The organism is Burkholderia sp. BE12 (assembly GCF_002959955.1).
Classification (GTDB): domain Bacteria; phylum Pseudomonadota; class Gammaproteobacteria; order Burkholderiales; family Burkholderiaceae; genus Burkholderia.
The window spans coordinates 14430-33624 of record NZ_PREY01000023.1; the positions used below are offsets into that span (position 1 = coordinate 14430).

The following is a 19195-nucleotide window of genomic DNA, read 5'->3' on the forward strand; positions in this document are numbered from 1 at the left end:
CCGGCAAGGACACACTGCGTACGCTATTGCAGCGGTTCTTTCAGCGCGGCTGGAATCGGCAGCGGCATCACGTCGATGCCTTCCTCGACCAAGGACTGCGCATCCTCCGGCGTCGTGACGCCGCGAATGCTGCGTGCCGGCGCCTCGTTGTAATGGATGCGCCGCGCTTCCTCGGCGAAGCGCTCGCCCACGTTCTCGGTCTTCTCCAGCACCTCGCGCAGCGCGCGCATCACCTGCGCCTGCAGCGCACGCGGATCGGCCGGCTGCGCCTGCGTCGCGCCCGACAGGTTCAGGCGCGGCGCCGACGGCAGACGGTTGACCTCCGTCGTTCCGCACACCGGACATTCGACCAGCTTGCGGGACAACTGCGCTTCGAATTCATCGGCGGAAGCGAACCAGCCTTCGAACCGATGACCGTGCGGACACTGTAAATCGAGGACCTTCATGCTGAATCAGGGCGTGTGACGAGTGTAGCGCAAAAAGCGGTTTTGTGAACGATCGTGCTAAATCCGGATCGCGCGGCACGGGCGCGCCGCGTCATGGAATTGTAACGCGGCGCTCCGGCCGCCGCCGACGCCGTGCTCAGGGCGTGACGACCGGCCCGAGCGGCCACGTGCCGGACAGCACCTTGTCGAGCCACATCGTGCCGATGATCGTCTTCACGTCGGTGATCTGGCCCGTGCGCACCCATTCCTGCAGGTCGGCCAGCGTCGCGGTGAAGGTTTCAAGGAATTCGCCTTCGTCGAGCTTGCGTTCGCCGGCCGTCAGCCCGCGCGCGAGATACAGGTCGATGAATTCGGTCGAATAGGAAATGATCGGATGAATGCGGGCCAGGAACACGTATTCGCGCGCCGTGTAGCCCGTTTCCTCGCGCAACTCGCGCACCGCGCACGCGAGCGCGCCTTCGTTCGGATCGAGCTTGCCGGCCGGAAATTCGGCCATCACCTTGCCGATCGGATAGCGGAACTGGCTTTCCATCAGCACGCGGCCGTCGTCGAACAGCGGGATCACCATCACCGCACCCGGGTGCTGCACGTATTCGCGCGTGGCCTTCTTGCCGTCCGGCAGACGGACGGTGTCGCGCTTGAGCTTGAGGAATGCGCCTTCGAAAATCGCCTCGCTCTCGAGGCAGGTTTCGGTCAGTGCGGCGTCGTGATTGGGAAGTTCGGCCATCGGCGGCTCCTGAATGAGCACGACGGACGGCCGGAGCCGTCAGCGTCGTTTGACGAGATACTGGAACGTGAAGCCGGGAAACGCGAACACGACGAAGAGACTGAACGTGATCGCGTAAAACTGCCAGCCCTGTTCGAAGCGGTTGCCGGCGCGCGACTCGAGCCAGAAGCCGAGCGCGCCGACGACGAAGTACAGCACGATCAGCTCGCCGATCCGCACCCACGCATTCTTCTTCGTCGCGCCGAACGGCACGACGGCGAAGAGGCGTTGGTTCAGGAACGGCAGGTTGGCGCATACGAGCGCCAACAGCACGATGAACCAGCCGGCTGCCGACATTACAGCGGCAGCGTGTGACGGATTGCCTGCAGGCAGGCGGTCAGCAGCGGGCTCGGGATCAGGCCGAGCACGACGACCGCCAGGCCATTCAGCACGAGGATCGTGCGCTTGCAGAAATCGCCCGAGATCGGCGTCGAATCCTGCGGGGCATCGAAGTACATCAGCTTGACGATGCGCAGGTAGTAGAACGCGCCGAACAGCGACGTGATCACGGCCAGCACGGCGAGCCACGTGAGACCCGCATTGACGGTCGCCTCGAGCACGGCGAGCTTCGCGTAGAAGCCGACGGTCGGCGGGATGCCGGCCAGCGAGAACATCATGACCATCATCACGAACGCGAACACCGGGCTGCGCTTGTTGAGGCCCTTGAAGTCGTCGATCGTTTCGGCTTCGAAATCGCGGCGTGCGAGCAGCATCACCACGCCGAACGAGCCGAGCGTCGTGATCAGGTAGACGATCGCGTAGAACATCGCCGAGCTGTACGCGTTCGCCGGTGCCGCCGCGTCGCCCTTCACGATGCCCGCGAGCAGGCCGAGCAGCACGAAGCCCATGTTCGAGATCGCCGAGTACGCGAGCATCCGCTTGATGTTGCGCTGGACGATACCGGTGATGTTGCCGACGATCAGCGACAGCGCGGCGAGGATCACGAGCGCGGTCTGCCAGTTCTGCGCGAGCGGCAGCAGGCCCATTACCAGGAAGCGCAGGCCCCACGCGAACGCGGCAACCTTCGGGCCGCCGCCGACGAACAGCGTCATCGCGGTCGGTGCGCCCTGGTAGACGTCCGGCACCCACATGTGGAACGGCACGGCGCCGAGCTTGAACGCGATACCGGCGACGATGAAGACCACGCCGAACATCAGCACGGCCGCGTCGGTGTTGCCGCCGACCGCCTTGTACACTTCGCCGAGCTCGAGCGAGCCGGTCGCGCCGTAGAGCATCGAGATGCCGTACAGCACGAAACCCGACGCGAGCGCGCCCAGCACGTAGTACTTCATCGCGGCTTCGCTCGACTGCGCTGCATCGCGACGCAGCGCGATGACCGCGTACAGCGACAGCGACATCAGCTCGAGGCCGAGGTACAGCGTCAGGAAGTTGTTGCCCGACACCATGACCAGCTGGCCGAGCAGCGAGAACATGCCGAGCAGGAACACGTCGCCGCGGAACATGTCGCGGTCTTCGAGGTACTTGCGCGAATAGACGAGCGAGACCGCGAAACCGAACGACACGACGGCCTTCATCATGCTCGCGAACGAGTCGACGACGACCATCTTCGAGAAGAAGTAGTACTGCTGCGGGTCGAGCGCCTGGACCGCGAACCACGCGCCGGCGACGACCGACGAAACGACCGCGATCAGATAGGTCAGGCGGCGGCCGGAAGCACCGGTAAAGGTGTCGTTCAGCCATGCGACGACGATGGCGGCCATCACCAGCGCGTCAGGCAACAGGACATTCATAGAGGCGTTTTGCATGATCTTGAGTTCCTCCGCTCGCGATTACTGGGCCAGCGGCAGCTTCGACTGCGCGACGTGGGAGAGGAGGTTTTCCACGGAAACGTGCATCACGTCGGTGAAAGGCTTCGGATACAGGCCCATCAGCAGCGTGAACGCGGCGAGCACGGCCAGCATCAGGAATTCGCGACGGCCGATGTCCTTCAGCTTGGCAACGTGATCGTTCGCCACCGCGCCGAAATACACGCGCTTGTACATCCACAGCGTGTAGGCCGCACCGAGGATCAGCGTGAACGCCGCACCGAATGCGATCCAGAAGTTGTACTGGACGGCCGCGAGGATCACCATGAACTCGCCGACGAAACCCGACGTACCCGGCAGGCCGCAGTTGGCCATCGAGAACAGCATCGCGAATGCCGCGAACTTCGGCATCACGTTCACGACACCGCCGTAATCGGCGATCTGGCGCGAGTGCACGCGGTCGTACAGCACGCCGATGCAGAGAAACATCGCGCCCGACACGAAGCCGTGCGAGATCATCTGGATGATCGCGCCTTCGACGCCGAGCTGGTTGAAGATGAAGAAGCCGAGCGTGACGAAGCCCATGTGCGCGATCGACGAATACGCGACCAGCTTCTTCATGTCGGCCTGCACCATCGCGACGAGGCCGATGTAGATCACCGCGATCAGCGACAGCGTGATCACGACGGGCGCCAGGAAATGGCTCGCGTCAGGCGTGATCGGCAGCGAGAAGCGCAGGAAACCGTATGCGCCGAGCTTCAGCATGATCGCGGCCAGCACGACCGAGCCGCCCGTCGGCGCTTCCACGTGCGCGTCCGGCAACCACGTGTGCACCGGCCACATCGGCACCTTCACCGCGAACGCGAGGAAGAACGCGATGAACAGCAGGATCTGTGGCGTCATCGCGATCTTCGCGTTCTGCCACGTCGCGAGGTCGAACGAGTGCGTTTCCGTGTACAGGTAGATCAGCGCGACCAGCATCAGCAGCGAACCGGCCAGCGTGTACAGGAAGAACTTGAACGCCGCATACACGCGGTTCGGGCCGCCCCACACGCCGATGATGATGTACATCGGGATCAGGGTCGCCTCGAAGAACACGTAGAACAGCAGGCCGTCGGCCGCCGAGAACACGCCGATCATGATCCCGGACAGGATCAGGAACGCCGCGAGGTACTGCGCGACGTTCTCGGTGATCACTTCCCATGCGGCGATCACGACGATCACCGTGATCAGCGCGGTCAGCACGACGAACCACATCGAGATGCCGTCGACGCCGAGGTGATACGAGATATCGAAGCGTTCGATCCAGGTCGACTTCTCGACGAACTGCAGCGCCGCCGTGCTCGAATCGAAGCCCGTGACCAGCGGGAGCGTGACCGCGAGGCCGAGCAGCGCACCGATCAGCGCGACCCAGCGGGCCGTCCCCGGATTTTTGTCGTTACCCACCGCAAGCACGAGGAGGCCGAAAACGATCGGCAGCCAGATCGCGGTACTGAGAATCGGAAAAGCGTGCATTAGTGTTGTCCCCCCGCCTTATTTGCCGCCGAGCGTTACAAACAGGGTCAGGAGCCCCAGCATGCCGATGATCATGGCGAACGCGTAGTGATAGATGTAACCGGATTGGAGGAAGCGGATCACGCCGGCGAACCAGCCGATGAACCGGGCGCTGCCGTTGACGAGGCCGTCGATCACCACGACGTCGCCCTCCTTCCACAGGCCGCGGCCGATCGCCACCGAACCGCGGGCGAACACCACTTCGTTGATCTTGTCCATGTAGTACTTGTTGTCCAGCAGCGTGTAGATCGGGCCGAACGCGCGGCGGATCGACGCCGGCAGCTCCGGACGCTTCAGATACAGGAACCACGCGACGACGACACCGGCGAGCGCCAGCCACACCGGCAGGCCCGACACCGAGTGCAGGCCCATGCCGACCCAGCCATGGAACTCTTCGGCCATCTCGGCGAGCGCCGGATGGTTTTCGCCGATGAAGATCACCTTGTCGAATGCGACGCCGTGCTGGAAGAAGTCGCCGAACAGCATCGGGCTGACCGCGATCGCGCCGATGATCACCGACGGGATCGCCAGCAGGACCAGCGGCACCCACACGACCCACGGGGTCTCGTGCGGCTCGTGCGCGTGGTCGTCATGACCGTGGCCATGGCCGTGATCGTCGTGGCCGTGCGCGGCCGCCATGCCCATCGGCGATTCCGGATGCTTCGGATTGCGGAAGCGCTCTTCGCCGTGGAACACCAGGAAGTACATGCGGAACGAGTACAGCGCCGTGACGAACACGCTCGCGACGACCGCGAAGTACGCGAAGCCCGAACCCGGCAGGTGCGACAGCTTCACCGCGTCGATGATCGAGTCCTTCGAGTAGAAACCCGAGAAGAACGGCGTACCGATCAGCGCGAGCGAACCGACGAGCGACGTGATCCACGTGATCGGCATGTACTTGCGCAGGCCGCCCATGTTGCGCATGTCCTGGTCGTGGTGCATGCCCATGATGACCGAGCCGGCGCCGAGGAACAGCAGCGCCTTGAAGAACGCGTGCGTCATCAGGTGGAACACGGCGACCGGATAGGCGGACACGCCGAGCGCGACGGTCATGTAGCCGAGCTGCGACAGCGTCGAGTACGCGACCACGCGCTTGATGTCGTTCTGGACGATGCCGAGGAAGCCCATGAAGAGCGCCGTGATCGCGCCGATCACCGTGATGAACGACAGCGCGGTATCCGACAGTTCGAACAGCGGCGACATGCGCGACACCATGAAGATGCCGGCCGTCACCATCGTCGCCGCGTGAATCAGCGCCGAGATCGGGGTCGGGCCTTCCATCGAGTCCGGCAGCCACACGTGCAGCGGGAACTGCGCCGACTTGCCCATCGCGCCGATGAACAGGCAGATACAGGCAACGGTCAGCAGGCCCCAGTCGGTGCCCGGGAAGTGCAGGCTCGCGAGCTCCGCGCGCTTCGCGAACACTTCGCCGTAGTTCATCGAGCCGGCGAACGCGAGCAGCAGGCCGATGCCGAGCAGGAAGCCGAAGTCGCCCACGCGGTTCACGAGGAACGCCTTCATGTTCGCGTAGATCGCGCTCTCACGCGTGAAGTAGAAGCCGATCAGCAGGTACGACACCAGACCCACCGCTTCCCAGCCGAAGAACAGCTGCAGGAAGTTGTTGCTCATCACGAGCATCAGCATCGAGAACGTGAACAGCGAGATGTACGAGAAGAAGCGCTGGTAGCCGTCTTCCTCCGCCATGTAGCCGATCGTGTACACGTGCACCATCAGCGAGACGAAGGTCACGACGACCATCATCATCGCGGTCAGCGAATCGACGAGGAAGCCGACTTCGAGCTTCAGCGAGCCGACGTTCATCCATTCGTAGACGGTCGCGTTGAAGCTTGCGCCGCCCATCACGTCGAAGAAGACTTTCGCCGACAGGAGGAACGCGATCAATACGCCGAGGATCGTGATCCGATGTGCGCCCTTGCGCCCGACTGCGTTCCCGAACAGCCCCGCAATCAGCGAGCCGGCCAGCGGAGCGAGCGGAATCGCCAGCAGCAGGTTTTCATTGAGTGTCGTTGACATAACAGCGTTGCCTGAAATTAACCTTTGAGCTGATCGAGATCCTCGACATTGATCGTGTCGAGCTTACGGAACAGGGTCACCAGAATGGCGAGACCGATCGCGGCTTCCGCTGCGGCGACGGTCAGCACGAAGAACACGAAGATCTGGCCGTGCACGTCGCCGAGGTAATGCGAGAACGCGACGAAGTTGGTGTTCACCGCCAGCAGCATCAGTTCGATCGACATCAGGATGATGATGACGTTACGGCGGTTCAGGAAGATCCCGACGATCGCGATCGCGAACAGGATCGCGCCGAGCACAAGGTAGTGAGCAAGAGTCAGCATGGTTTTCTTTTCCTCCGCTTAGCCGTTGGTGCCCGAACCGGGTTCGCTTTGCGCCGTTTCCGGCTCCGGCTTGTCCGCTTCCATCTTCACGAGGCGCACGCGGTCGTTGCGGCGCACCTTGACCTGATCCGACACGCGCTGGCGCTTGCTGTCCTTGCCCTTGCGCTCGGTCAGCCCGATCGCGGCAATGATCGCGACCAGCAGCACGAGGCCGGCGATTTCGAACGCGAAGATGTAGTCGGTGTAGATCACCTTGCCGATCAGGCGCGTATTCGACCAGTTGGCCATCTCGCCCGTCGCCATCGCATGCACGGTGTGCGTGTCGCCGTAACCGCGCCACAGGATCAGCGCGGTTTCGATCACGATGATCGCGCCGACCACGGTTGCCATCGGCACGAAGCGCTTGAAGTCGCGGCGCAGGTAGTCGATGTTGATGTCCAGCATCATCACGACGAACAGGAACAGCACCATCACCGCGCCCACGTAGACCAGAACCAGCAGGATCGCGAGGAATTCCGCTTCCAGCAGCATCCAGATCGCGGCGGCGTTGAAGAACGCCAGCACAAGGAAAAGCGCAGACGCCACCGGGTTGCGCGAAGTGATCACCTTCAGCCCTGATACCACCAGGAGCAGCGCGAAGATGTAGAACAGTACGGTCGTGAATTCCATGATTACCGGTTCATCGTTAGGCCATAGTCAGGCGCGGCTTGCGGGACGCCCGCACCCGTCGCGGCGGCTCGGCCCGTTCATGCCGGGCCGGCACTGCAAACACAATCAACGATACGGCGCGTCGGCAGCCTTCGCCGCGGCGATGTCCTTCTCGTAGCGATCGCCCACCGCGAGCAGCATTTCCTTCGTGAAATACAGGTCGCCGCGCTTTTCGCCGTGGTACTCGAGAATCTGCGTCTCGACGATCGAATCGACCGGGCAGCTTTCTTCGCAGAAACCGCAGAAGATGCACTTCGTCAGGTCGATGTCGTAGCGCGTCGTGCGGCGCGTGTTGTCCGCGCGCGTTTCCGATTCGATCGTGATCGCCAGCGCGGGGCACACGGCCTCGCACAGCTTGCACGCGATGCAGCGCTCTTCGCCGTTCTCGTAGCGGCGCAGTGCATGCAGCCCGCGGAAACGCGGCGAGATCGGGGTCTTCTCTTCCGGGAACTGCACGGTGAACTTGCGCTTGAACGTGTAACGACCGGTCAGCGCGAGCCCCTTCAGCAGCTCGGTCAGGAAGAAAGTCTTAAAGAAGTGTTGGATAGCCGTCATGATTTCGTCCGATCTTTACTTCGCCCAGATGTTCAGCGGCGACATCATCCAGAAGCCGACCACGATCACCCAGACCACCGTGACGGGCAGGAACATCTTCCAGCCCAGACGCATGATCTGGTCGTAACGGTAGCGCGGGAACGTCGCGCGCACCCAGATGAACACCGACAGCAGCGCGAAGACCTTCAGCACCAGCCAGAAGATGCCCGGAATGAACGACAGGAATTCGAACGGCGCGTCCCAGCCGCCGAGGAACAGCGTCGCCGCCAGCGCCGAGATCACGATCATGTTGATGTACTCGGCGAGGAAGAACAGCGCGAACGCCATGCCCGAGTAATCGATCATGTGACCCGCGACGATCTCCGACTCCCCTTCCACCACGTCGAACGGGTGACGGTTCGTTTCGGCGATGCCCGAGATGAAGTAGACGACGAACGCCGGCAGGAGCGGCAGCCAGTTCCACGACAGGAAATTCACGCCGTGGCCGGCGAAGAAGCCGTGCTGTTGCGAACCGACGATTTCCGACAGGTTCAGGCTGCCGGCGGTCATCAGCACGAGCACCAGCGCGAAGCCCATCGAGATTTCGTACGACACCATCTGTGCCGCGGCGCGCATCGCGCCGAGGAACGCGTACTTCGAGTTCGACGCCCAGCCCGCGAGAATCACCGCGTACACGCCGATCGACGAGATCGCCATCGCGTACAGCAGGCCCGCGTTCACGTTCGCGAGAACGGCCTCGGCCTGGAACGGAATCACGGCCCACACGGCGAACGCCGGCACGACGGTCATGACCGGCGCAATCAGGTACAGCCAGCGGCTGGCGGCGCTCGGCTGAATGACTTCCTTCAGCAGCAGCTTCAGCACGTCGGCGATCGGCTGCAGCAGGCCACCGGGGCCGACGCGGTTCGGGCCGAGACGCACGTGCATCCAGCCGATCAGCTTGCGTTCCCACAGAATCAGGTACGCGACGCACAGCAGGATGACGACGGAGACGACGAGGATGCGCACGACTGCCCACACCGTCGGCCACGCGAAGCCGAGAAGCTCGGCCCCGCCCGCGTTGATCGTATCGAACAAGCTCATTTACGCCTTCTCCACCACCAGTTCACCGGACAGGCTGCCGAGCGCTGCGCCGGCAGGCGTCGCCGCCGACACGCGAACGACCGTCTCCGCAAGATTCGCGTCGCGCACGGCCGGCAACTGCACCGCACGCTCGCCCTGGCGCACGCGCACGGCGTCGCCTTCCTTCAAGCCCAGCTTGTCGAACAGCGCGGCCGGCAGGGCTGCGGCGTTCGCCGCCTTCGCGGCGGCCGTCAGGTGCAGTGCACCTGCGCGGCGCACGAGCGCGTCGGCGTGATAGATCGGCACGTCGGCCAGGCGCTCGAAACCGCCGTTCGCGGCATTCGCCGCGGCACGAGCCGGCGCGACCGACGTCCGGTTCGACAGACGGCCCGCGACGCCGGCGTCGCCGAGCGCGGCGACCCGCACTTCTTCCGCGGTCTCGTATTCGAAGTTCGGCAGGCCGAGCAGGCTGCCGAGCACGCGCAACACCTTCCAGCCCGGACGCGTGTCGCCCAGCGGGCGCACGACGCCGTTGAAGCCCTGCACGGTGCCTTCGGCGTTGACGAACGTACCGGCCGTTTCCGTGAACGGCGCCACCGGCAGCAGCACGTCGGCGTAGTCGAGGCCGTGCTTGAACGGCGACATCACGACGACCATCTCCGCCTGGTTCAGCGCGGCCAGTGCCTGCGCCGGATCGGCGGTGTCGAATTCAGGTTCGACGTTCAGCAGCACGTAGCCCTTGCGCGGCTGCGCGAACGCTTCGCGTGCGTTCAGGCCGCCTTCGCCCGGCAGTGCGCCGACGACGTGCGCGCCGACCGTGTTCGCCGCTTCCGTCAGGAAGCCGAACGTGGCGCCGGTGTTGTCGGCGATCCACTGGGCGACGGCGTGCAGCTTCGCGAATTGCGGATGACGGACCGCGACGTTGCCGAGCAGCACCGCGCGGCGTTCGCCGTTCGCGAGCGACTGCGCGACGGCTTGCGCGGCCGGCGATGCGGCGACGCCTGCGAGCGCGTCGGGCAGCGCGACGCCGCGCAGTTGCGCGACGGCCGCGGCGATGCCGGCCAGCTCGTCGAGCCATGCGGACGGCGCGGCGACGATGCGTTGCGCGCTCGGGATCAGCGAATCGTCACCGGTCGCGTGCAGGAAGTGCAGCTTCGCGCCGTTCTTCGCAGCCTGACGCAGGCGCGCTGCGAACAGCGGGTGGTCGCGGCGCAGGAACGAACCGACGACGAACGCGGCGTCCACGTTCGACAGGTCGGCGATCGGCATGCCGAGCCACGGCGCGCCCTGGACCGGCGCCGAGAAATCCTGCTGACGCAGACGGAAGTCGACGTTCGGCGTCTTCAGTTCGTTGGCGAGCTGCTTCACGAGGAACAGCTCTTCCGCGGTGCTGTGCGCGCTCGCGAGCATCGCCAGCGCGTTCGCGCCGTGATCCGCGGCGATGCCCTTCAGGCCCTTCGCGACGTATTCGAGCGCGGTCTGCCAGTCGGTCTCGATCCACTGGCCGCCCTGCTTCAGCATCGGCTTCGTCAGGCGCTCTTCGCTGTTGAGGCCTTCATACGAGAAGCGGTCCTTGTCCGAGATCCAGCACTCGTTGATTGCTTCGTTCTCGAACGGCAGCACGCGCATCACGCGATTGTTCTTCACCTGCACGACGAGGTTCGCGCCGACGGAATCGTGCGGGCTCACCGACCTGCGGCGCGACAGTTCCCACGTACGGGCGCTGTAGCGGAACGGCTTGCTGGTCAGCGCGCCGACCGGGCACAGGTCGATCATGTTGCCCGACATTTCGGAGTCGACCGTCTTGCCGACGAACGTCGTGATTTCCGAATGCTCGCCGCGGCCCAGCATGCCGAACTCCATCACGCCGGCAATTTCCTGGCCGAAGCGGACGCAGCGCGTGCAGTGGATGCAGCGCGACATTTCTTCCATCGAGATCAGCGGGCCCACGTTCTTGTGGAACACCACGCGCTTTTCTTCCGAGTAGCGCGACGACGACTTGCCGTAGCCGACCGCCAGATCCTGCAGCTGGCATTCGCCGCCCTGATCGCAGATCGGGCAATCGAGCGGGTGATTGATGAGGAGGAATTCCATCACCGACTGCTGCGCCTTCACAGCCTTGTCGGACTGCGTGCGGACGATCATGCCGGCCGACACGGGGGTCGCGCAGGCAGGCACGGCCTTCGGCATCTTCTCGACTTCGACGAGACACATCCGGCAGTTGGCCGCAACCGACAGTTTCTTGTGATAGCAGAAGTGAGGAATGTACGTATCCGCCTTGTGCGCAGCCTGGATCACCATGCTGCCTTCGGGCACCTCGACCTTCTTGCCGTCTATTTCAAGTTCAACCATGATGGTGAATGGTCCTTAACCTATTTCCGCCCGTTCGCGCCTTCGCCCGACCGTGCGCTCAAATTCCGCAATCGGGTTCGCTTCAGGCCGCCGCCGCGTGCGCGTGGCCGCCGACCATGCAGTGCTTGTGCTCGACGTGGTACGCGAATTCGTCCCAGTAGTGCTTGAGCATCCCGCGCACCGGCATCGCCGCCGCATCGCCGAGCGCACAGATCGTGCGGCCCATGATGTTCTCGGCCACCGAGTTCAGCAGGTCCAGATCTTCCTGACGCCCTTCGCCGTGCTCGATACGGTTCACGACGCGATACAGCCAGCCGGTGCCTTCGCGGCACGGCGTGCACTGACCGCACGATTCCTCGTAGTAGAAGTACGACAGGCGCAGCAGCGAGCGCACCATGCAGCGCGTCTCGTCCATCACGATCACCGCGCCGGAACCGAGCATCGAGCCCGCCTTCGCGATCGCGTCGTAGTCGAGATCGGTCTGCATCATGATGTCGCCCGGGATCACCGGCGCCGACGAACCGCCCGGAATCACGGCCTTGATCTTCCTGCCGCCGCGCATCCCGCCGGCGAGCTCCATCAGCGTCGCGAACGGCGTGCCGAGCGGCACTTCGTAGTTGCCCGGACGCTCGACGTCGCCCGACACCGAGAAAATCTTCGTGCCGCCGTTGTTCGGCTTGCCGATCTCGAGGTAATTCTGCGGCCCGATGGACAGCAGGAACGGCACCGCCGCGAACGTCTCGGTGTTGTTGATCGTGGTCGGCTTGCCGTACACGCCGAAGCTCGCCGGGAACGGCGGCTTGAAGCGCGGCTGGCCCTTCTTGCCTTCGAGCGACTCGAGCAGCGCCGTTTCCTCGCCGCAGATGTACGCGCCGTAACCGTGGTGCGCGTGCAGCTGGAACGAGAATTCCGAGCCCATGATGTTGTCGCCGAGGAACCCGGCCGCGCGCGCTTCATCGAGCGCGGCTTCGAAGCGTCGATACACTTCGAAGATTTCGCCGTGGATGTAGTTGTAGCCGACGGTGATGCCCATCGCGTACGCGCCGATGGCCATGCCTTCGATCAGCGCGTGCGGGTTCCAGCGCAGGATGTCGCGATCCTTGAACGTGCCCGGCTCGCCTTCGTCCGAATTGCAGACGAGATACTTCTGCCCCGGGAACTGGCGCGGCATGAAGCTCCATTTCAGGCCGGTCGGGAAACCCGCACCGCCGCGGCCGCGCAGGCCCGACGCCTTCACGTCGGCGATCACCTGCTCGGGCGAAATCTTTTCTTCGAGAATGCGGCGCAGCTGCTTGTAGCCGCCGCGCGCAACGTAGTCTTCGAGGTGCCAGTTCTCGCCGTTCAGACCAGCGAGGATCAGCGGTTTGATGTGACGGTCGTGGAGGGACGTCATTTCGAGAGCTCCTCAAGCAGCTGGTCGATCTTCTCGCGGCTCATGAAGCTGCACATTCTGTGATTGTTCACCAGCAGCACCGGCGCATCGCCGCACGAGCCCATGCATTCGCCTTCCTTCAGCGTGAACTTGCCGTCAGGCGTGGTCTCGCCGAAGCCGATGCCCAGCTTCTGTTTCAGGTAGTCGGCAGCCGCTTCCGCGCCGCCGTGCGGGCCGAGCTGGCACGGCAGGTTCGTGCAGAGCGTGATCTTGTGCTTGCCGACCGGTTTGAGCTCGTACATCGTGTAGAACGTCGCGACTTCCTGCACGGCAACGGCCGGCATGCCGAGATAGTCCGCGACGAACTGCATCAGTTCGGGCGACAGCCAGCCGTGCTCTTCCTGAGCAACGGCCAACGCCGACATCACGGCGGACTGTTTCTGATCGGCGGGATACTTCGTCAACGCTCGATCGATTTCCTTCAGGCCTTCAGCTGAGATCATTTTCAGACACGACTCTTTCAATTCCTACCGAACGAACAACCTGCCGCACATCGGGGTGCATGGACGGCAGACCTGGCGCTCACTCTGTTGACAGCTTGCGAAGCCGCGCCGATTCGGCGCATACCGCATGTGACTTCGCGTGCGACTGACTGCTCGCCGCCCGCGCTCGCGGGCGGCGCAACCATTAGCGATCGATTTCGCCGAACACGATGTCCTGCGTACCGATGATCGTGACGGCGTCGGCGATCATGTGACCGCGCGCCATTTCGTCGAGCGACGCCAGGTGCGCGAAACCCGGCGCGCGAATCTTGAGGCGATACGGCTTGTTGGCGCCATCGGACACGAGGTAGATACCGAACTCACCCTTCGGATGCTCGACCGCCGCGTACGCTTCGCCTTCCGGCACGTGGAAACCTTCAGTGAAGAGCTTGAAGTGGTGAATCAAGTCTTCCATGTTGGTCTTCATGCCGACGCGCGACGGCGGGGCAACCTTGTGATTGTCCGTCATCACCGGGCCCGGATTCTTGCGGAGCCACTCAATACACTGTTTCGCGATGCGGATCGACTGGCGCATTTCCTCGACGCGCACCAGATAGCGGTCGTAGCAATCGCCGTTCACGCCGACCGGCACGTCGAAATCCATCCGATCGTACACTTCGTAGGGCTGCTTCTTGCGCAGGTCCCACGCGATGCCCGAGCCGCGCAGCATCGGGCCCGTCAGGCCCATCTGCAGCGCACGTTCGGGGCTCACCACGCCGATCCCGACCAGACGCTGTTTCCAGATCCGGTTGTCGGTCAGCAGCGTTTCATATTCGTCGACGCACTTCGGGAAGCGCGTGAAGAAATCGTCGATGAAGTCGAGCACCGAGCCGCTGCGCGCTTCGTTCATCCTCGCGAGCGCCTTCTCGTTGCGAATCTTCGACGCCTTGTATTGCGGCATGACGTCAGGCAGATCGCGATAGACGCCGCCCGGACGATAGTACGCCGCGTGCATCCGGGCGCCGGACACCGCTTCGTACACGTCCATCAGATCTTCGCGTTCGCGGAACGCGTACAGGAACACGGCCATCGCGCCGACGTCGAGCGCATGCGCGCCGATCCACATCAGGTGGTTCAGCACGCGCGTGATTTCGTCGAACAGCACGCGGATGTACTGCGCGCGCTCCGGCACGTCGATGCCGAGCAGCTTTTCGATCGCGAGCACGTAGCCGTGCTCGTTGACCATCATCGACACGTAGTCGAGACGGTCCATGTACGGCACGGACTGGATGAAGGTCTTGGATTCCGCGAGCTTTTCCGTCGCACGGTGCAGCAGGCCGATGTGCGGATCGGCACGCTGGATGACTTCGCCGTCGAGCTCGAGCACGAGGCGCAGCACGCCGTGCGCTGCCGGGTGCTGCGGGCCGAAGTTGAGCGTGTAGTTCTTGATTTCTGCCATGACGCCCCCTTAATGTTTCAGACCGCCATAGCGATCCTCGCGGATCACGCGCGGCGTGATTTCGCGCGGCTCGATCGTCACCGGCTGGTACACGACCCGCTTCTCTTCCGGGTCGTAACGCATTTCGACGTAGCCCGACACCGGGAAGTCCTTGCGGAACGGGTGACCGATGAAGCCGTAGTCGGTGAGGATGCGGCGCAGGTCGGGGTGGCCTTCGAACACGATGCCGTACAGGTCGAACGCTTCTCGCTCGTACCAGTTCGCCGAGGTCCAGATGTCGACCAGCGACGCCACGATCGGCAGATCGTCGTCCGGTGCGAACGCGCGCAGGCGCAGGCGCCAGTTGTTCGTGACCGACAGCAGGTGCGACACGGCCGCGAAGCGCGGGCCGTCGTAGGCACCGTCGCCGAAGGTCTGGTAGTCGACGCCGCAGAGGTCGATCAGTTGCTCGAAACGGAGCTTCGGATCGTCGCGCAGCGTCTTTGCGACTTCGAGGTAATCGCTCGCCTTCACGACGAGCGTCAGTTCACCGATCGCTTCGGTGAGGCTCACCACGCGCGCGCCGAGCGCGGCTTCCAGGTTTGCCTTGAGGGTCTCGATTTTGCTTGCCATATTGAGGGGACGCTCGGGGCTTTATTGACGGGCGATGGTATTGGTGCGGCGGATCTTCGCCTGAAGCTGGATCACGCCGTAGACCAGCGCCTCGGCCGTAGGCGGACAGCCCGGCACGTAGACGTCGACCGGCACGATCCGGTCGCAGCCGCGGACCACCGAGTACGAGTAGTGGTAGTAACCACCGCCGTTGGCGCACGACCCCATCGAGATCACCCAGCGCGGCTCGGCCATCTGGTCGTACACGCGGCGCAGCGCGGGCGCCATCTTGTTGCACAGCGTGCCGGCGACGATCATCACGTCCGATTGACGCGGGCTCGGACGAAACACGACGCCGAACCGATCCAGATCGTAACGGGCCGCGCCCGCATGCATCATCTCGACGGCGCAACACGCGAGCCCGAACGTCATCGGCCACAGCGAGCCGGTACGCGTCCAGTTGATCAGCTTGTCAGCCGTCGTGGTGACAAACCCTTCCTTCAAGACCCCTTCGATACTCATTTGCTTTCCACTCCAGAGGAGCGACCGAGCGTGGCCGCCCATGCAAACCGGCGATTAACCCATCACTCCCAGTCGAGGCCGCCTTTCTTCCAGATATAGGCAAAGCCCAGCAGGAATTCGAGCAGAAAAATCATCATTGCGATGAAACCCGGCCAGCCGATGTCCCGGAGCGCGACGCCCCACGGAAACAGGAATGCGGTTTCGAGATCGAAGATGATGAACAGGATGGCGACGAGGTAATACCGAACGTCGAATTTCATCCGGGCGTCTTCAAAGGCTTCGAAGCCGCACTCGTACGGTGCGTTCTTCTCGACGTCCGGCTTGTTGGGACCAAGGAGCTTGCCGATGCTGACCAGCGCTATACCTAAACCAGTGCCCACGAGGAGGAACAACAAGACGGGGTAATAGGCTGCGAGGTTCAAGGCAATCCTCTATCGGTTGGTTCTGAGCGTCCGGAGAATACCACTTCCGGAGGAAGGAATCATTTCGGAGTACAGGCGATCGCAAGACAACCGCAAGCACACCCCACAAATGAAAAATGCCAGCCACTAGAAGCGGCTGGCATTGAGTAACTTTGGTGCCGACGGCGAGACTCGAACTCGCACAGCTTTCGCCACTACCCCCTCAAGATAGCGTGTCTACCAATTTCACCACGTCGGCACTGCATGCAACTCGGGTTGTGCTGCTTGTTCCCGCGAATCGCTTCAAGAATTAAATTCTAACCCGAGTTCTGGATTTGTTCAACGCACAACCGCAAAAAAATTAACTTTTTATTTCGGGACATCCTGGCCCGGCGCGCTTGCGGCCGAACCGGCGGCAGCGGACGCCGCGACGGCCGGCGTCGATGCCGCGGGGGCTGACGCCGGTGCGGTCACTGCCGCGCCGAGCACGCCTGCCGATGGCGTCGACTTGTACGAACCGAGGTACGTCAGCGCGAGCGTCGCGATGAAGAAGATCGTCGCGAGAATGCCCGTCGTGCGCGACAGGAAGTTCGCCGAGCCCGTCGCCCCGAACAGGCTACCCGACGCGCCGCTGCCGAATGCGGCGCCCATGTCGGCGCCCTTGCCATGCTGCAGCAGCACGAGCCCAATCACACCAAGTGCGGACAGCACCTGCACGACAATAATCAGCGTCTTGAATAACAGCATCACACCCACCCGATTGGTCGGGCGACCGGACCGACCGGCCGCCGTCATGGTTCAATTCGATCTCGGACCGCTCAACGCGCGGCCCGGCAGATCGCCAGGAAATCTTCCGCCTTCAGCGACGCGCCGCCGATCAGGCCGCCGTCGATGTCCGGCTGCGCGAACAGCTCTTCCGCGTTGTCCGGCTTCACGCTGCCGCCGTACAGCACGGACACGTCCGCCGCACCCTTCGCCGCGAGACGCGCACGCAGGAACGCGTGCACGTCCTGTGCCTGCGCCGACGTCGCGCTCTTGCCCGTGCCGATCGCCCAGACCGGCTCGTACGCGACGACGATGCGGGCGGCTTCGTCAGCCGTCAGCGCGACCAGCACCGCATCGAGCTGCGCACCGACGACCCGCTCGGTCGCCCCCGACTCGCGCTCGTCGAGCGTCTCGCCGACGCACACGACCGGCGTGAGGCCCGCGGCAAGCGCGCGTTGCGTCTTCGCGGCGACCGTCTCGTTGCTTTCGCCGTGATACGCGCGACGCTCCGAATGGCCGACGATCACATACTGCGCGCCGAACTCCGCCACCATCGCAGCCGCCACCTCACCGGTGAACGCACCTTGCTCGTGCGCGGACACGTCCTGCGCGCCGAACGCGACGCGGCCGCCGCCGAGCTGCGCCTGAACCTGCGCGAGATACGGAAACGGCACGCACACGCCGATCGACATTTCAGCCGCCACCGCGCCCGCACCCTGCACCACTTCGTTCAGCAGCACCTGGTTGCCGGCCAGCCGGCCGTGCATCTTCCAGTTGCCGATCACTCGCTTTGTTCGTTGTTTCGACATCGTGTCCGTCTCGTCACTATCTTGTCATTAACGTGCCGGAACCCGGCCGTCAGGTTGGATCTGGCGAAGCAAACCCGCGATTTTACTGCGCGCGGCTTGAACCGGTCAAACCGCGTATGTCAAGCCCGCCGCGCGGGCCGTCACGCGTTCGCGCCCCAATCCAGCACGATCTTGCCGATGTGCTCGCCGCTCTCCATCAGCGCATGCGCCTGCGCGGCCTCGCCGGCCGGCAGCACACGATAGATCACGGGCTTGATGCGAGCGTCGGCCAGCAGCGGCCACACGCGTGCCTTCAACTGCGCGGCGATGCGCGCCTTGAACTCGACCGGGCGCGGGCGCAGCGTCGAGCCCGTCACCGTCAGCCGGCGGCGCAGGATCTCGTTCAGGTTGACCTCGGCCTTCGCGCCGCCGAGCAGCGCGATCAGCACGAGACGGCCGCCGTCCGCGAGCGCGGACAGCTCGCGCGGCACGTACGAGCCCGCCACCATGTCGAGGATCACGTCGACACCGCGATCGTGCGTCAGCGACTTCACGACTTCGACGAAGTCTTCGGTCTTGTAGTCGATCGCGCGCTCGGCGCCGAGCGCCTCGCACGCACGGCACTTGTCGGCGGTGCCGGCCGTCGCGAACACGCGAAAGCCGAGCGCATGCGCGATCTGGATCGCCGTCACGCCGATGCCGCTCGAGCCGCCCTGCACGAGCAGCGTCTCCTGCTCGCCGCCCTCGCCCGCGCCGAGCTGCGCACGGTCGAACACGTTGCTCCACACGGTGAAGAACGTTTCGGGCAACGATGCAGCCTCGATATCGGTGAGGCCGTCGGGCACCGGCAGGCACTGCGGCAGCGGCGCGACCGCATATTCGGCATAGCCGCCGCCCGCGAGCAGCGCGCATACGCGATCGCCGAGCTTCAGGCCGAACGGGTTCAGCGCCGAGTCTGACAAATCGCCGCCGACGATCTCGCCCGCGACCTCGAGGCCCGGCAGATCCGACGCACCCGGCGGCGGCGCATAGGCGCCCTTTCGCTGGAACACGTCGGGCCGGTTCACGCCGGAAGCCGCCACCTTGATCAGCACCTCGCCGCGCTTCGGTTCGGGGCGCGGACGCTCCGCGAGCTTCAGCACGTCGGGGGCGCCGAATTCGGTGATTTCGATGGCTTTCATGGTGAGAGTCGCTCCAGGATCGGAATCGGATGGCACGCCCGTGCGCACGGCGCGGGCGCCTCGCCGGC

The 19195-nt window shown here is 64.1% G+C and carries 20 protein-coding genes and 1 tRNA gene; all 21 read right to left on the minus strand.

The window, feature by feature from the left end:
- Window positions 1-23 precede the first annotated feature (23 nt).
- The gene (locus tag C4B30_RS23815) at window positions 24-446 is read right to left on the minus strand and encodes a DUF1178 family protein (protein ID WP_006478278.1); all 423 of its coding nucleotides are present in this window, start codon (window positions 444-446) and stop codon (window positions 24-26) included.
- A 136-nt stretch (window positions 447-582) separates the two neighbouring features.
- A complete protein-coding gene (locus C4B30_RS23820; RefSeq protein WP_027784975.1) occupies window positions 583-1173 on the minus strand; it encodes an NUDIX domain-containing protein in 591 nt (196 codons plus the stop codon).
- 39 nt (window positions 1174-1212) lie between these two features.
- A complete protein-coding gene (locus C4B30_RS23825; protein ID WP_006478276.1) occupies window positions 1213-1509 on the minus strand; it encodes a DUF2818 family protein in 297 nt (98 codons plus the stop codon).
- Window positions 1509-2963: an NADH-quinone oxidoreductase subunit NuoN gene (nuoN, locus tag C4B30_RS23830; protein WP_027784976.1), complete on the minus strand. Its 1455-nt coding sequence runs from the start codon at window positions 2961-2963 to the stop codon at window positions 1509-1511. The genes C4B30_RS23825 and nuoN overlap by 1 nt, the downstream gene beginning before the upstream one ends.
- A gap of 39 nt (window positions 2964-3002) precedes the next feature.
- Window positions 3003-4493, minus strand: a complete 1491-nt coding sequence (locus C4B30_RS23835; RefSeq protein ID WP_027784977.1) for an NADH-quinone oxidoreductase subunit M — start codon at window positions 4491-4493, stop codon at window positions 3003-3005.
- 18 nt (window positions 4494-4511) lie between these two features.
- The gene (gene nuoL / locus C4B30_RS23840; protein WP_027784978.1) at window positions 4512-6566 is read right to left on the minus strand and encodes an NADH-quinone oxidoreductase subunit L; all 2055 of its coding nucleotides are present in this window, start codon (window positions 6564-6566) and stop codon (window positions 4512-4514) included.
- Window positions 6567-6583: 17 nt separating this feature from the next.
- Window positions 6584-6889 (minus strand): NADH-quinone oxidoreductase subunit NuoK, encoded by a 306-nt coding sequence (gene nuoK / locus C4B30_RS23845; protein WP_006478272.1) that lies wholly within the window; start codon window positions 6887-6889, stop codon window positions 6584-6586.
- 18 nt (window positions 6890-6907) lie between these two features.
- Window positions 6908-7558: an NADH-quinone oxidoreductase subunit J gene (locus C4B30_RS23850; RefSeq protein ID WP_027784979.1), complete on the minus strand. Its 651-nt coding sequence runs from the start codon at window positions 7556-7558 to the stop codon at window positions 6908-6910.
- A gap of 105 nt (window positions 7559-7663) precedes the next feature.
- Window positions 7664-8152: an NADH-quinone oxidoreductase subunit NuoI gene (nuoI, locus tag C4B30_RS23855; RefSeq protein ID WP_006478270.1), complete on the minus strand. Its 489-nt coding sequence runs from the start codon at window positions 8150-8152 to the stop codon at window positions 7664-7666.
- Between the two features lie 15 nt (window positions 8153-8167).
- Window positions 8168-9235 carry an NADH-quinone oxidoreductase subunit NuoH gene (gene nuoH / locus C4B30_RS23860; protein ID WP_027784980.1) on the minus strand — a complete coding sequence of 356 codons (1068 nt, stop codon included), beginning with the start codon at window positions 9233-9235 and terminating at the stop codon, window positions 8168-8170.
- Window positions 9236-11566, minus strand: a complete 2331-nt coding sequence (nuoG, locus tag C4B30_RS23865; protein WP_027784981.1) for an NADH-quinone oxidoreductase subunit NuoG — start codon at window positions 11564-11566, stop codon at window positions 9236-9238.
- 82 nt (window positions 11567-11648) lie between these two features.
- Window positions 11649-12959, minus strand: a complete 1311-nt coding sequence (nuoF, locus tag C4B30_RS23870) for an NADH-quinone oxidoreductase subunit NuoF (protein WP_027784982.1) — start codon at window positions 12957-12959, stop codon at window positions 11649-11651.
- Complete coding sequence (nuoE, locus tag C4B30_RS23875) at window positions 12956-13441, minus strand: NADH-quinone oxidoreductase subunit NuoE (RefSeq protein ID WP_027784983.1); 486 nt, start codon at window positions 13439-13441, stop codon at window positions 12956-12958. The genes nuoF and nuoE overlap by 4 nt, the downstream gene beginning before the upstream one ends.
- Before the next feature lie 184 nt (window positions 13442-13625).
- Window positions 13626-14879, minus strand: a complete 1254-nt coding sequence (locus C4B30_RS23880; protein ID WP_027784984.1) for an NADH-quinone oxidoreductase subunit D — start codon at window positions 14877-14879, stop codon at window positions 13626-13628.
- A 9-nt stretch (window positions 14880-14888) separates the two neighbouring features.
- On the minus strand, window positions 14889-15491 hold the full coding sequence (locus C4B30_RS23885; protein ID WP_006478264.1) for an NADH-quinone oxidoreductase subunit C: 603 nt from the start codon (window positions 15489-15491) through the stop codon (window positions 14889-14891).
- A 21-nt stretch (window positions 15492-15512) separates the two neighbouring features.
- A complete protein-coding gene (locus tag C4B30_RS23890) occupies window positions 15513-15992 on the minus strand; it encodes a NuoB/complex I 20 kDa subunit family protein (protein ID WP_006398799.1) in 480 nt (159 codons plus the stop codon).
- Window positions 15993-16054: 62 nt separating this feature from the next.
- Window positions 16055-16414 carry an NADH-quinone oxidoreductase subunit A gene (locus C4B30_RS23895; RefSeq protein ID WP_006398798.1) on the minus strand — a complete coding sequence of 120 codons (360 nt, stop codon included), beginning with the start codon at window positions 16412-16414 and terminating at the stop codon, window positions 16055-16057.
- 153 nt (window positions 16415-16567) lie between these two features.
- Window positions 16568-16652: transfer RNA gene (locus C4B30_RS23900), tRNA-Leu, on the minus strand.
- 110 nt (window positions 16653-16762) lie between these two features.
- Entirely contained in the window at window positions 16763-17140 is a 378-nt protein-coding gene (gene secG / locus C4B30_RS23905; protein WP_027784985.1) for a preprotein translocase subunit SecG, read from the minus strand.
- A gap of 71 nt (window positions 17141-17211) precedes the next feature.
- Window positions 17212-17967, minus strand: a complete 756-nt coding sequence (tpiA, locus tag C4B30_RS23910; RefSeq protein WP_027784986.1) for a triose-phosphate isomerase — start codon at window positions 17965-17967, stop codon at window positions 17212-17214.
- Window positions 17968-18107: 140 nt separating this feature from the next.
- The gene (locus C4B30_RS23915; protein WP_027784987.1) at window positions 18108-19127 is read right to left on the minus strand and encodes an NAD(P)H-quinone oxidoreductase; all 1020 of its coding nucleotides are present in this window, start codon (window positions 19125-19127) and stop codon (window positions 18108-18110) included.
- Window positions 19128-19195 lie beyond the last annotated feature (68 nt).